Genomic DNA, 12,810 nt, shown 5'->3' with positions numbered 1-12,810 from the left:
ATGAGACCGCGATGGCCGTACGGTCGACGTACCTGGTCTTCGCCGCCCTGGGTCTGGCCGGCGCGACCTGGGTCTCCCGTTTGCCGCAGATCCGCGAGCGAATGGACCTGGACGCCGCATCGGTGGGCCTTCTTCTGTTGCTGATCGCGGTCGGCGGTGTGCTGGTGCTGCCTCTGGCCGGAACCGTCGTCACACGTCGCGGGCCGCGGCGGACTGTCAGCGCGGTGGCCGTGCTCGTCGGCGTCGGTCTCGGCGCGGTGGCGCTCGGCTTCGCTTTGTGGCCGCCGCTGCTGTTCACCGGGCTCTTCCTGCTGGGCACGGCCACGGGCTTCTGGGACGTCGCGGTGACCGTGCACGCCGCAGCCGTCGAACGGCGGCTCGGCCGGGTCCTCATGTCCCGTTTCTTCGCCGGATTCAGTCTCGGCACGGTCACCGGTGCCTGTCTCGGCGCGCTCATGAGCGCCCTGCACGTACCGGTCGGCCTCCACATAGGCGCGGTGGCCCTCCTCGTCACGCTACTGACGCCCTGGGCTGCTCGCTCCTTCCTCTCCGAGCTCAGCCCCACGGCACGGCCGCCGGGGGTGAACGTGCCGGGGACGGGCCCGGGCGCGTGGCGGGAGCCTCGCATGGTGCTCATCGGTCTGGTCGCACTGGCCTTTGCGCTGGCGGAAGGCGCGGGGAGCAACTGGATCAGTCTCGCCGTCATCGACCGTCACCACACCACGGCCGCCGTCGGCACGCTCGCCTACGCCGCGTTCCTCACGGCGGTCACGCTGGGCCGCTGGCTCGGGCCGCTGATCGTCGACCGTCTCGGCCGGCCCGCCGCGCTGCGCGCGGCGGCCTGTTCGGCCTCCCTCGGTGTCGTCCTGTTCGCGTTCGGCCCCGGCCTTTGGACAGGCTTCGCCGGAGCGCTGCTGTGGGGAGCGGGTTCGGCGCTCGGATTCCCCGTCGGCCTGAGCGCCGGTTCGGACGATCCCGCCCGCGCCGCCGCGCGCGTCGGAGTGATCACCTCGATCGGGTACTGCGGCTTCGTCGGCGGCCCGCCGCTGATTGGATTCCTCGCCGAACGGACTGCCCTCGCACCGGCGTTGCTGGTGGTCGCGGCGCTCATGGCCGCCTCCGTCGCCCTGGCGGGCGTCGCCCGTGCCACCCCGCCGACCGCACACGAACAAGCGGCCGACACCGCGTCCGCCGCGCCCGCACACTCAGCACACAGAGGAGAGCACCATGCCGACCGCCACACCTGTGATCAAGGTCAGTGACACGGAACTGGATGACCTGCGTGCCCGGCTGCGCGCCACAAGGTGGCCCGAGCCCTGGCCGATCGACGGCTGGGAGGCCGGCACCGACGCCACCGAGCTCGGTCGCCTCGTCACCTACTGGGCCTCCGGCTACGACTGGCGGACCCACGAGGCCGCCATCAACGCCCTGCCGTCCCATTTCGCCGACTTCGACGGCACCCCCGTGCACTATCTCCGCTACGACGGCGAACACCCGGACGCCCTGCCCATCGTGCTCACCCATGGCTGGCCCAGCACCTTCCTGGAACTCACCAGTCTCGCCGAACGACTGGCCACGCCTTCCCGGTACGGCGGGCGGACGGAGGACGCCTTCACTGTGATCGTCCCCTCACTGCCCGGCTTCGCCTTCTCACCTCAGCGGCCCACCCTCTCCGGCGCCGAACAGACCCACGACCTCTGGCACCGGCTGATGCAAGACCACCTCGGCTTTCGGCACTACGCGGCACACGGCGGAGACCTGGGCGCCGGCATCACCTCACGGCTCGCCGAAGCCCACCCCGAGGCAGTGGTCGGCATCCACCTGCTCGCCGCCGCGGCCCCGGCCGACCACGACCCGGTCGGACTCACGCCCGAGGAGGACACCTACCTCGCCTCCGTCGCCGCCTGGCAGGCGCAGGAGGGCGGCTACATGCACCAGCAGAACACCCGCCCGCTCACCCTCGCCCCCGCGCTGACCGACTCACCCGCCGGCCTGCTGGCCTGGATCATGGAGAAGTACCGCGCATGGAGCGACTGCGGAGGCGACCTGTCCAGGCGCTTCAGCGACGACTTCCTGCTCACCCAGACGTCCCTCTACTGGTTCACGGGCACGATCTCCACCTCGTTCCGGCCCTACTTTGAGTACGCGCACCACCTGACCCGACGAGTGCACCGGGTGGACGTCCCCACCGCACTCGCCCTGTTCCCCGCAGACCTGAGTCAACCACCACGAAGCTGGGTCGAGCGCACCTACAACCTCACGCGCTACACGCACATGCCCCACGGCGGACACTTCGCCGCCCATGAGGAACCCGGCCTGCTGGCGCACGACATCACCGAGTTCTTCCGCGACCACCGCTCACCACTGCCTCCCGTCCCGCGGCCTGCCGCGTAACAGACCAAGCCACGCAATGACGTCCCCCGACAGCACGGCGATCGGCCAGGTCCGCGCATTGCCGAGGGGCGCATCATCAGCGACTGCCGGCGTACTCGTGAACGTGCTCGACGAGGTCGACGCCGAGTCACGCAGAGGCACCCTGGCCAAAGGGCTCCTCGCCGACTGTTCCACCGATCGACCGCTCGCGTCCCCACGCGGCCAGCGGCTGGAGTGCGTCATTGAGGCGCACGCCGTCCTCGGTCAGTGAGTACTCGACGCGGGGCGGCACCTCGTCGTACGAGACGCGGTGCACGATGCCGTCTGCTTCCATCTCACGAAGGTGAGAGGCCAGCACCTTCTCGGTGATGCCCGGAAGCAGTCGACGCAACTCGCCGAAGCGGCGGTGGGGATGCTCATGGAGCGCCCAGAGGATCAGCACTTTCCACTTGCCGCCGATCACCTCCATCGCGGTGTCGATCCCGCAGGCGTGTTCGTCTGGTGTGCTCGGCCGGTTCAGCGTCGTCATGCCCACCCCTCTGACGTGCTCGCTCACCCCGGGGTAACCACCCACTCCAAAGTAGGTACTTGATCACCTCCGGGCTTGTGACCAGCCTAATCGGCATGGCACAGAACACCGTTGAGAAGACCCCCGTCACGCTGCTGGGCCTCGGTGCGATGGGCACCGCACTGGCCCGTACCTGGCTGGCCACCGGCCATCCGCTCACCGTCTGGAACCGCACCCCGGCCCGCGCCGCAGTGCTCGCCGCCGAGGGGGCGAGCGCCGCGGACAGCGCCGCTGAGGCGGTCGCAGCGAACACCCTGATCGTTGTTTGCCTGTTGGACGACGCCTCGGTCGACGAGGCGCTGGCCGGCACCGACCTGGCCGACAGGGACCTGGTCAACCTGACCACCAGCACCCCTGCCCAGGCCCGCGCCCGCGCCGAGTGGGCCCGCGAACGCGGCGCCCGCTACCTTGACGGCGGCATCATGGCTGTCCCCCCGATGATCGGCGTCCCGGAAGCCGGCGGCTACGTCTTCTACAGCGGCTCGCGGGAGCTGTTCGAGCGACACAAAGAGACCCTGGGCGTCCCGGCCGCCACTACCTACGTCGGCGAGGACGCGGGCTTCGCAGCCCTGCACGACGTGGCCCTGCTCAGCGCCATGTACGGGATGTTCGCCGGGACCGCGCACGCCTTCGCCCTGATCCGCAACGAGGACATCGACCCCGCGTCGCTCGCCCCACTGCTTGCCGACTGGCTCGTGGCGATGGCCCCGGCAGTTCACCAGACCGCCGACCACCTGCGGAGCGGCGACTACACCAATGGTGTCGTATCCAACCTCGCCATGCAGGTGGCCGGCACGCCGACCTTCCTGAGCACCGCCGAGCAGCAGGGCGTCAGCCCGGAACTGCTCCGCCCCTACTTCGAGCTGATGCGCCGCCGCCTGACGGAGGACAACGGCGAGGAGGGCCTGACGGGCGTGATCAACCTGCTGGCGCACTGACCGGCCACTTGCCACCCCAGAAGCGACCGCGTTTGCCCCCACCCTGGGTGTAGCGCCTGCGGCCTTCGACGGATGGCGGCTCCTCAGCTCCGTGGGGAAGCGTCAGTGCACGGTGGCGTCGCTGTGGTGAGCCCGATGGCCGAGGCTTTGAGGAGGCTGTCGAGTTTGGGCAGGAAGTCGAGTGCGGCATGGCCCCAGCGCGGCTCCTGCTCGTAGAGCGAGGCAAGGGTGGGAGTCGGATGGGACGCCTGCCACAGTCCAGCGGCCACCAGCACGGCCACCGCCAGCAGGCTCTCGACTTGGGTGCTCGTCATATCCGTGGCGCGATCGAGCGTTCTCACGATTTCGTCATGAGCGGCGAAGGCATTGGCCTTGTACCGGCGAGCACGCTCGATGTCGACGTCGCCCTCGAGGTGCAACGAGGCATGAGTCAGCAAGTCACAGAAGACGGGCAGGGACGCGAGAGTGGTACTGACCACTGCTGCGGTCTGCACGGGGTCAAGGCCGGTGCGGTCGCCGACCTCGGCCAGGACCGCGTCGCGCCACTGACCCCAGCCGCGTTCGGCAAGTTCGAGCAGCAGTTCCTCCTTGCTGGAGTAGTACCGCCGAACCCCGGTGCGGTGCAGCCCGGCTCGCTCGGTGACCGCGGCCAAGGTGACATGACGCACGCCGCCGAGTTCAAGCGCGATCGCCTCGGCCGCCTTTAGAAGCTCTTCGGCGCGGTGGGCCTTGTCCTGGAGGGAGCGGGCTCGTTGACGCATGCCACGAATCATAACGCACCTCGTGCTGCCTTAACGGTCGACCGAGCGCTAGGCTCCACTTAACGCATCACGCCGTGCGTTATCGAGAGGAGATCCTCATGAAGGCTGTCGAGGTCACCCGCTTCGGCGATCCATCCGTGCTCACCCTCGTCGACCTGCCCGATCCGCTGCCCGGTCCCGGACAGGTCGCGATCGACGTCACCCACGCCGCGGTGGGGCTCATCGACGTCTACCTGAGGCAGGGCCTGTACAAGGACCAAGAAGGGCTGGCGCAGCCGCCGTACGTGCCTGGCCTGGAGGTCGCCGGCACCGTGCGCGCCGTCGGTGAGGGGGTCACGCGTTTCACCGTGGGCGAGAAGGTGGCGGTGCTGCCCGGAAACGGCACGGGCGGGTATGCGTCCGTCTTCATCAGCGACCAGGACCGTGTCGTCTCCACCGAGGCCTACGACATCGACCCTGCCCTCGCCGCCGCAGCCGTCCCCAACGCGATCATGGCGCACATCGCGCTCACCAAAGCCATCACCCTTGCCGCAGGTGAGAGCGTCCTCGTCCATGGAGCCCTCGGCGCGTTCGCGTCCGCTTTCCCCGGCATCGCCCGGCAGCTGGGCGCCTCCCGGATCGTCGGCACGGTCCGCACCGCCAGGTTGGGCCCCGCCGCAGCCACCAAACTGCCCTACGACGACATCGCCGACTCCGGCAATCTCCCCGATGCCCTCGGCGGGGAGAAGTTCGATGTCATCATCGACCCCGTCGGCGGCACCGTCCGCACCCAGAGCCTGGACCTGCTCGCACCGTCCGGCCGACTGCTGCTGGTGGGCAACGCCAGCGGCGACTGGGATCACACCATCCCCAGCAACGCGATGTGGTACGGCAACACCGTCGTCGCCGGGTTCAACGCCGGCGGATACGTACCGGCGCACCCCGAGACCATCCCGCCCGCTGCCCGCGCTGCTCTCAAAGCCGCCGCATCCGGCCTTCTCCAACCCGAGATCGAACTACTTCCCCTCGCCGAGGCGGCAACCGCGCACGCCAGGCTGGAGAACCACACCGTCAACGGCCGAATCGTACTTGTGCCGTAAGAGCTCCGCCCAGCCGGCTTTGGTTGACGTGGGACTGGCGGGTGCCCCCTGTCGCTTGGTCAGCCTGAGGCGAGCCCGTGGTCGGTATTCCCGTCGACCTGCCTGACCGAACAGTGGCGCTGATCATGGTTCTTGTGTGGCTACAGGTTGCGTGATCTTCCTTGTGGACGCCGTCACCGGCACTCCCTTGACGAAGATCCGCCATCGGCTTTGGGCGGGTGATGGCGCAGGGTTCAGAAGGCGGGCTTGCACCATCACCGGAGACGCCCTGGAACAACATGGTTGCGCGAGTGGTCGCCTAGGACTTGTCCGGGCGATCTCTCAGGTAACGGCGTCCGACACCCGCGAATCTCGTTGTCGAAGGGCTCGTCGAGTGAGGTAGAAGGGCGGCATGGATTCCGCCGTACTTGAACAGATGCTGGACGAGACCTTCGATCATGCTGTCGTGCACCACGGATACACCAACTACATGCGCGACTAGGGCCGGAGGGCCGTTCGTGGTCACTGCCACAGTGGCACCTCGGTGCCCAGCCCCTGGACCAGCGGCGCCGTTCAGGTCAACGATCAGGGGTCGCTTGGTATTCAGATGGGGAGGCCCTGCTTCTGCCGCTATGTGGGAATGTCTTCCGCGGCTCACTCGACATGGGGGCGAGCGAGGCCGTGGTCGTAGGCGAAGATGACGGCTTGGACGCGGTCGCGGGCGCCGATCTTGGCCAGGACTCGGCCGACGTGGGTTTTCACCGTGGACTCGGACAGGACGAAGTGAGTGGCGATCTCGCCGTTGTTCCAGCCTTTGCCGATGGCGGCGAGGATTTCGCGTTCGCGGTCGGTGAGGGAGCTCAGTCGTGTGCCTTCGGCGGGGCCGCCGGGGCGGGGTGGTACGAGGTGGGCGAACTCGTGCAGGAGGCGGCGGGTGAGAGCGGGTGCGATGACGGCGTCGCCGACGGCAACGGCGCGGATACCGGCCAGGAGTTCTTCGGGCCGTGCGTCCTTGAGGAGGAAGCCGCTGGCTCCGGCGCGCAGGGCCGCGTGGACGTATTCGTCGAGGTCGAAGGTGGTCAGCACCAGGACGCGGGAGCGGTCGCCCGTGGCGGTGATGCGGCGGGTGGCCTCGATGCCGTCCATGCCGGGCATACGGACGTCCATGAGGACGACGTCGGGGCAGAGTTCGGCTGCCTTGCGGACCGCTTCGCCGCCGTGGGCGGCCTCGCCGACGACCTCCGTCTCGGGAACGGATTCGAGGAGCAGGCTGAAGCCGTAACGTTGCAGCGGCTGGTCGTCCACGATGAGCACGGTGGTCACTGGGCACCGCCTTGGGGGGTGAGGTCGAGGATGGCCTCGACCGTCCATCCTCCGCCGGCCGGGCCCGCGCTGAGCCTCCCGCCGTAGAGAGCCGCACGTTCTCGCATGCCCACCAGACCGTGTCCTTCCTCGTTCGCTGGATCAGGCCGGCGGCAGGCACCGGCCGGGCGGGTGTCCTGGACCGTGATGGTCAGCCGCATGTCCTTCACGACGATGGCCAGGTTCACACGGGCGTCGGCTCCGGCGTGTTTCAGTGTGTTCGTCAGGGCTTCCTGAACGATGCGGTAGACCGTCAGTTGGACCCCGCTGTCCAGGGCGTCGACGTTACCGGCGGTCCGGTAGACGACTTCCAGGCCGGCGGCCCGAACCCCCTCGCACAGTTCGTCGATGTCCGTGAGGCTGGGCTGTGGGCTGAGTTCCGGGCCGTTTTTCGGGCCGTCCGACGCCTCCCGCAGGACGCCCAGCACGCGTCTCAGTTCGCCGAGAGCCTGCCGGCCCGTGTCGCCGATGAGGTGGAGGGTTTCCCTGCCCCGTTCCGGAGCGACGGCGGTGGCGTAGGCCCCGGCGTCGGCGAGGGTGATGATGACGGACAGGTTGTGGCCGACGATGTCGTGCATCTCGCGGGCCACCCGGGCGCGTTCGGCCGCGGCGGCGAGCCGGCTGCGCTGGTCCCGTTCGATTTCCAGGCGGGTCGCCCGCTCCCGCAGCCCCGCGAGCTGGGCCCGGCGGATCCGGACCACAAGACCGAGGGCGAGGGCTGCGGTCGCCGTGCTCAGCAGGAAGAACAGCGCGTCGCCGACGGACACCGCCGCCGATGCTCGCACGGCGACCAGCACCAACGCGGCCGCCATGACCCCGCAGGCCCAGGGCAACTGCCGTAGCCGCCCGTGCAGGGCGAGACTGTACAGGGCGATGAACAGGGCGATGTCCGCGCGCAGCGCGGCACCCAGCGACCACTGCAGGACGAACACGCCGGCCACGGCGCCGAAAGCGACCGCGGGGCCGCGTCGGCGCCACAGCAGGGGCAGTACGAGCCCGGCCTGCAGCGCGAGCATTCCCGCCACCGGCAGTCGGGTGAAGGCGAGCCGGAACCGGCGGGGCCCATCGCCATCGCCGCCACCTGCGTGCAGCAGGTCCGGCAGGCAGAACACCAGGAAGACCATCACCACCACCGCGGTGTCCAGCACCCACGGATGTGCTCGGTCGGCCTGCCGCAGCCGCTGGCTGGCCCGGGAGAGCCGGGCGACCAGCGGTCCCATCCCACCGATGTCTTCGGTGGGCACGGCGGCCTCGGGGGTCAGGGGGGTCACTGGGGTCACGTGTTCATGGTGCAGGGCGTCACACGTCGCTGCGCAGCAGCCGGTACGCCGCCCCGGCCAGGGCGAGTGCCGTCCAGCCGAGGAAGACCAGCAGGCCGGCCCCGGGCGACAGGCTGGTGGCGTCCTGGGTCAGGGCGAAGATCGACTCGCCCGCGTTGCTGGGCAGATAGGGGCTGATGTCGTCGCGCCAGGAACTGGGCAGCAGGGAGACCAGGCCGGGAATCAGCATCAGCGTTGCGACGAGGACAGAGATGCCGCCGGCCACCGAGCGCAGCAGGGCGCCCAGGGCAGTGCCGATCACGCCGACCAAGCCGAGGTAGAGACCGGCGCCCAGCAGGCTGCGTACGACGCCGGCATGCGAGAAGTCCATGGCGGCGGGTGTGCCGGAGACGATGCGGCTGCCGAAGAGGAAGGCGACGAACACGCCGAGCGTTCCGATGACCAGCGCGACCAGGCCGAACACGGCTGCCTTGGACCACAGGACCGGGAGCCGGCGCGGCACCGCCGCCAGGGTGGAGCGGATCATGCCGGTCGAGTACTCGCCCGCGGTGACCAGCACGCCGAGGACGCCCAACGCCAGCTGGGCGAAGTTCGTTCCGAAAAGGGACAGGCTCACGGCGGTCGAACGGGCGAAGTCCCGGTCCATGTGGCCGGAGCCGATCCCGGACTTGTACCGGCTCGAGGCGATCAGCCCGAACGCGATCAGGAACAGCAGTCCCAGTCCCAGGGTGATCCAGGTCGACCGCAGTGACCAGAGTTTGGCCCATTCCGAGGCCAGCACGCGCCGCCCGGTCACCCGGTAGGCGGGGCGGGCGGGGGCGGCGGGAGGCGTGTTGGTGGTGGCGGCGGTGAAGGTGGTCATGCGGTCCTCTCAAGGGGCTCGACGGTCTCGGTGCCGGTCGTGGACCCGTGGTACTCCACGGCATCCCTGGTCAGGTCCATGAACGCCTGCTCCAGCGACACCTGGCGCGTGCTCAGTTCGAACAGCGCGATCCCGTGCTCGGCGGCCTTCAGACCGATCTCGCGTGCGGTCAGCCCGGTCACCTGCAGTTCCTCGGAACCGATGCGTCCGGTGATGTCGACGCCCGGTCCGGCCAGGACGTCCCGCAGCCGGGCCGGGTCCTGCGTGGCCACCTGCACGGTGTCGCCCCCCGCCTCGCGGACCAGGTCCCGCACGGTCGTGTCGGCCAGCAACCGGCCGCGCCCCACGATGATGAGATGGTCCGCCACCAGTGCCACCTCGCTCATCAGGTGCGAGGACACGAACACCGTGCGTCCCTCCTCGGCGAGTGACGTCAGCAGGTTGCGTATCCAGAGAACGCCTTCGGGGTCCAGCCCGTTGACGGGTTCGTCCAGCATGACCGTCTGCGGGTCGCCCAGCAGCGCCGCGGCGATGCCGAGTCGCTGGCCCATACCGAGGGAGAAGGCACCGGCCCGCTTCTTCGCCACGCTGCCGAGCCCGGCGAGTTCGATGACCTCGTCGACCCGGCGGCGCGGGATGCCGTGCGTCAGCGCCAATGCCCTGAGGTGGTTGTAGGCCGAGCGGCCCGGGTGGATCGACTTCGCCTCCAGAAGGGCGCCGACCTCCTGCAGCGGTGCCCGGTGTCGGGCGTAGCGATGCCTGTTCACCGTGACGGAGCCGCTGGTGGGGGCGTCCAGCCCGACGACCATGCGCATCGTCGTGGACTTGCCCGCTCCGTTGGGCCCCAGAAAGCCGGTCACCGTGCCCGGCTTCACGACGAAGTCCAGGCCGTCGACGGCCGTCTTCTCCCCGTACCTCTTGGTCAGCTGCTGCGCGTCGATCATGGGCGCACTTTCTCTCGGGCTCGGCGTCCGTCGGATCCGGCGCCTCACCCGCAACGCTAGGGCCCCGATCGCCCCGACTCCGTGGTACCGGAGGCTGAAACGGCCCGCGCACGTGGTACCGCGGTACTACGCGACTCCGAGTGCGCGCCGCTGTGAGTGTGCCCCGCGGGACAGCCCACGCGTATCACCAGCACAACCATCGTGACCAGGGCATTTGCCGAGCTGTTCAGGTTGCGTTCAGATGGTCCGTGCGGTGTTGAAATTCATGCCCCAGAAGCCCCAAAGCAATGGCAAACGCGTCCAGGACCCAAGAGTTCACCATGTCATCGTGCGATCATGACTACAGCGCACCTCCTCGACGACCGGCCCCTGGCCCCCGTACGGCAGATGGCGAACAAGGTGCCGGAGGTGACCGTCTACTTCTGGATCATCAAGGTGCTCACCACCGGGATGGGCGAGACCGCGTCGGACCTGCTGGCCCGGGTGCTCGGCCCGGTGCCGGCGGTCGCCCTCGGTGGTCTGGCCCTGGTGGCTTCCCTGATGGTGCAGTTCGCCGTCCGCCGGTACGTCGCCTGGGTGTACTGGACCGCCATCGTCATGGTCAGCGTGTTCGGCACGATGGCGGCCGATGTCCTGCACGTCGGCCTCGGCATCTCCTACACGGTGTCCACACCGCTCTTCCTCACGGCCCTGGCCGCCGTGTTCGCCCTCTGGTACGCCGCGGAGCGGACGCTGTCCATCCACGGCATCCGGACCCGCCGCCGCGAGACCTTCTACTGGGCGGCGGTCCTCGCCACCTTCGCCCTCGGCACCGCCGCCGGCGATCTGACCGCCACCGTAGGCTTCGGCTACCTCGGATCGGTCTTCCTCTTCGCCGCCGCGATCTGCGTGCCCGCGCTCGCCCACCGCTTCGCCACCCTGAACGCCGTGGCCGCCTTCTGGACGGCCTACGTCATCACCCGCCCCCTCGGCGCCTCCCTCGCCGACTGGATGGCGCTCGGGCACACCCGGGGCGGGCTCGGGCTGGGGCTGGGGCCGGTCACCCTTGCCTGGACGATCGCCATCGTCTGCTTCGTCGGGTACCTGGCCACCTCGCGCCGTGACACGCCCAGCGGTGAGGCGAACTGACGGCCGGGACCGCACGCCACGGTTCCAGTCGGTAGCCGCGTCCCTGCCGGCGGTTGTTCGCCGACAGCCGACGGAAACGGCCGGATGCCCCCGCCGCCTGAGCCAGACGGCGGCGCAGACCGACCATGCCACGTCCGAGACGCCCTCGCAGGCCCGGAACGATCCTCGTCCCACGCCTCCGCCCAAGGTGGCGGGCGAGTCCACTGCCCCGGGCGCCGGGGTTGATGCACCTGCCGGGCGCCATCCGGCACTGTTACGTTGCCCGCGAAGGGCGCGCCTGGCGCTCCTGAGGCCAGCTCCGCACCCGCCGGACCGAGCCCCTGGCGATGCGCGGGGCGAAGGTGCGCTCCCCGTCGGGCAGCGGTGATGACGGGGACGTGTCCACGTTGGCCGTACCAGGCGCGTGACACCTCCGGGGAGGACATGTGAAGCCCGCCCGCACTGCCTCCGCACCGCCGAACGGACCTGCCCGACGCCTGTCGCCGTGGCGGTTCGTGGTGGTGTTCGGGGCCGTCAGGCTGCTCATGGACCATGTCTACGAGGGCGCCCGCTCAATCACCGGCCCGCTGCTCGCCCACCTGGGAGCCTCGGCCGCCGTGGTCGGCGTGGTCACGAGGGCGGGGGAGGCCGCCGCGCTCGGACATGCGGCTGGTCTCCGGTCCGCTGGCCGACCGCAGCCGCCGTTTCTGGGCCTGGGCGATCGCCGGATACGCCCTGACCGCGGTCAGCGTTCCGGTGCTCGGTCTGACCGGCGATCTGTGGGTGGCCTGCACCCTTGTGGTCGCCGAACGGGTCGGCAAGGCGGTGCGCTCTCCGGCCAAGGACACGCTGCTCTCGCACGCCACCGCCGCCACCGGGCGGGGCCGGGGATTTGCCGTGCACGAGGCGATGGACCAGGTCGGCGCGTTGCTCGGTCCGCTCACGGTGGCCGGCGTCACGGGGGTGCGCCGTAACGCGACACACTTCAGAAACTCACCCCGGGCTCAAAGCGACATGACCTGCGTGGGACACGTTGTCTGCCGACACATCCCAGCCCGCAGCCGACGTCAAGGGCACGGCCGCCCTGCGGGGCCGGGACGAGCTCGGTCAGCAGCCGGCGTTTCGGTGTCCCCAAGGCGGCTGAAGGCTTTGCCGCTTGCGGAATAGGCGTCCCACTGGGCGGATCGGGATGTGTCCCACCTGCAAGGCTCCTTGCTGACGCTGCGGGGATGGTTCACAGGAAGGTGTCGGTAGGCCAGGGTGACGGGAGTCCGCCTTGTGTAGCGGCCCGCCTCTGGTCGCTCATGGTCTGAGCCGCCTATCGGTCCCGATGGGACAACTACCTGGTCCGGAGGGCCGCTTCAAGCTCTCCAGCGTGGGCTGTCCCGCCTTCGGCGTGCGCCCGGCGCACAACATGGGAGTATCACCGCTCACCCTGGAGAGGGTTATCCCCAAGTCCCGTTCCGCGCCGCAGGCTGCTCTGCCAGACTCACAGGCATGCCGAAGAGCTGTGGTCGCCGCACGTCAGGCGGCGGCAATAGACGAGTCCGCCGTTCG

11 protein-coding genes and 1 pseudogene are annotated in these 12,810 nt (G+C 69.6%); 6 read left to right on the top strand and 6 right to left on the bottom strand.

The annotated features are described in order from the left end of the window. Window positions 1-11 precede the first annotated feature (11 nt). A complete protein-coding gene (locus tag ADL25_RS20475; protein WP_063805691.1) occupies window positions 12-1,262 on the top strand; it encodes an MFS transporter in 1,251 nt (416 codons plus the stop codon). Further along, on the top strand, window positions 1,228-2,394 hold the full coding sequence (locus ADL25_RS20470) for an epoxide hydrolase family protein (RefSeq protein ID WP_107116658.1): 1,167 nt from the start codon (window positions 1,228-1,230) through the stop codon (window positions 2,392-2,394). The genes ADL25_RS20475 and ADL25_RS20470 overlap by 35 nt, the downstream gene beginning before the upstream one ends. Before the next feature lie 127 nt (window positions 2,395-2,521). On the opposite strand, the gene ADL25_RS20465 is transcribed toward ADL25_RS20470, so the two are convergent. Continuing rightward, window positions 2,522-2,902, bottom strand: a complete 381-nt coding sequence (locus tag ADL25_RS20465) for a winged helix-turn-helix transcriptional regulator (RefSeq protein ID WP_059129276.1) — start codon at window positions 2,900-2,902, stop codon at window positions 2,522-2,524. Window positions 2,903-2,997: 95 nt separating this feature from the next. Between ADL25_RS20465 and ADL25_RS20460 the strand changes: the two genes are divergently transcribed. Continuing rightward, a complete protein-coding gene (locus tag ADL25_RS20460) occupies window positions 2,998-3,879 on the top strand; it encodes an NAD(P)-dependent oxidoreductase (RefSeq protein ID WP_059129215.1) in 882 nt (293 codons plus the stop codon). Window positions 3,880-3,962: 83 nt separating this feature from the next. Here the strand turns inward: ADL25_RS20460 and ADL25_RS20455 are convergent, their stop codons facing one another. Next, window positions 3,963-4,640, bottom strand: coding sequence for a TetR family transcriptional regulator (locus ADL25_RS20455; RefSeq protein WP_063805690.1), 678 nt, complete (start codon window positions 4,638-4,640; stop codon window positions 3,963-3,965). Between the two features lie 98 nt (window positions 4,641-4,738). On the opposite strand from ADL25_RS20455, the gene ADL25_RS20450 reads away from it, so the two are divergent. Beyond that, window positions 4,739-5,719: a quinone oxidoreductase family protein gene (locus tag ADL25_RS20450; RefSeq protein WP_063805688.1), complete on the top strand. Its 981-nt coding sequence runs from the start codon at window positions 4,739-4,741 to the stop codon at window positions 5,717-5,719. A gap of 391 nt (window positions 5,720-6,110) precedes the next feature. Further along, window positions 6,111-6,197 (top strand): annotated as a pseudogene (locus tag ADL25_RS52210) (HalD/BesD family halogenase); the annotation flags it as partial. Between the two features lie 155 nt (window positions 6,198-6,352). Here the strand turns inward: ADL25_RS52210 and ADL25_RS20445 are convergent. The 4 genes from ADL25_RS20445 to ADL25_RS20430 form a co-directional block, all read right to left on the bottom strand. After that, window positions 6,353-7,021, bottom strand: coding sequence for a response regulator (locus ADL25_RS20445; RefSeq protein WP_059129214.1), 669 nt, complete (start codon window positions 7,019-7,021; stop codon window positions 6,353-6,355). Continuing rightward, window positions 7,018-8,280 carry a sensor histidine kinase gene (locus ADL25_RS20440; protein ID WP_059129273.1) on the bottom strand — a complete coding sequence of 421 codons (1,263 nt, stop codon included), beginning with the start codon at window positions 8,278-8,280 and terminating at the stop codon, window positions 7,018-7,020. The genes ADL25_RS20445 and ADL25_RS20440 overlap by 4 nt, the downstream gene beginning before the upstream one ends. A 79-nt stretch (window positions 8,281-8,359) precedes the next feature. After that, window positions 8,360-9,202 carry an ABC transporter permease gene (locus ADL25_RS20435; protein WP_059129213.1) on the bottom strand — a complete coding sequence of 281 codons (843 nt, stop codon included), beginning with the start codon at window positions 9,200-9,202 and terminating at the stop codon, window positions 8,360-8,362. After that, window positions 9,199-10,146, bottom strand: a complete 948-nt coding sequence (locus ADL25_RS20430) for an ABC transporter ATP-binding protein (protein ID WP_059129212.1) — start codon at window positions 10,144-10,146, stop codon at window positions 9,199-9,201. Before ADL25_RS20430 ends, ADL25_RS20435 begins: the two co-directional genes overlap by 4 nt. Window positions 10,147-10,482: 336 nt before the next feature. On the opposite strand from ADL25_RS20430, the gene ADL25_RS20425 reads away from it, so the two are divergent. Then, window positions 10,483-11,274 carry a hypothetical protein gene (locus tag ADL25_RS20425; RefSeq protein WP_059129211.1) on the top strand — a complete coding sequence of 264 codons (792 nt, stop codon included), beginning with the start codon at window positions 10,483-10,485 and terminating at the stop codon, window positions 11,272-11,274. Window positions 11,275-12,810: the final 1,536 nt, after the last annotated feature.

Origin of the sequence: Streptomyces sp. NRRL F-5122 (assembly GCF_001507435.1) — a bacterium.
Taxonomy (GTDB): domain Bacteria; phylum Actinomycetota; class Actinomycetes; order Streptomycetales; family Streptomycetaceae; genus Streptomyces; species Streptomyces lannensis.
The sequence above is the reverse complement of the archived record's forward strand: the minus strand, read 5'-3'. Positions and strand labels throughout refer to the sequence as shown.

Bases quoted from the DNA above. Each gene is read 5' to 3' on its own strand.
- ADL25_RS20475 (WP_063805691.1), top strand. From the start codon at position 12: ATGGCCGTACGGTCGACGTACCTGGTCTTCGCCGCCCTGGGTCTGGCC.
- ADL25_RS20470 (WP_107116658.1), top strand. From the start codon at position 1,228: ATGCCGACCGCCACACCTGTGATCAAGGTCAGTGACACGGAACTGGAT.
- ADL25_RS20465 (WP_059129276.1), bottom strand. From the start codon at position 2,902: ATGACGACGCTGAACCGGCCGAGCACACCAGACGAACACGCCTGCGGG.
- ADL25_RS20460 (WP_059129215.1), top strand. From the start codon at position 2,998: ATGGCACAGAACACCGTTGAGAAGACCCCCGTCACGCTGCTGGGCCTC.
- ADL25_RS20455 (WP_063805690.1), bottom strand. From the start codon at position 4,640: ATGCGTCAACGAGCCCGCTCCCTCCAGGACAAGGCCCACCGCGCCGAA.
- ADL25_RS20450 (WP_063805688.1), top strand. From the start codon at position 4,739: ATGAAGGCTGTCGAGGTCACCCGCTTCGGCGATCCATCCGTGCTCACC.
- ADL25_RS20440 (WP_059129273.1), bottom strand. From the start codon at position 8,280: ATGGGACCGCTGGTCGCCCGGCTCTCCCGGGCCAGCCAGCGGCTGCGG.
- ADL25_RS20435 (WP_059129213.1), bottom strand. From the start codon at position 9,202: ATGACCACCTTCACCGCCGCCACCACCAACACGCCTCCCGCCGCCCCC.
- ADL25_RS20430 (WP_059129212.1), bottom strand. From the start codon at position 10,146: ATGATCGACGCGCAGCAGCTGACCAAGAGGTACGGGGAGAAGACGGCC.
- ADL25_RS20425 (WP_059129211.1), top strand. From the start codon at position 10,483: ATGACTACAGCGCACCTCCTCGACGACCGGCCCCTGGCCCCCGTACGG.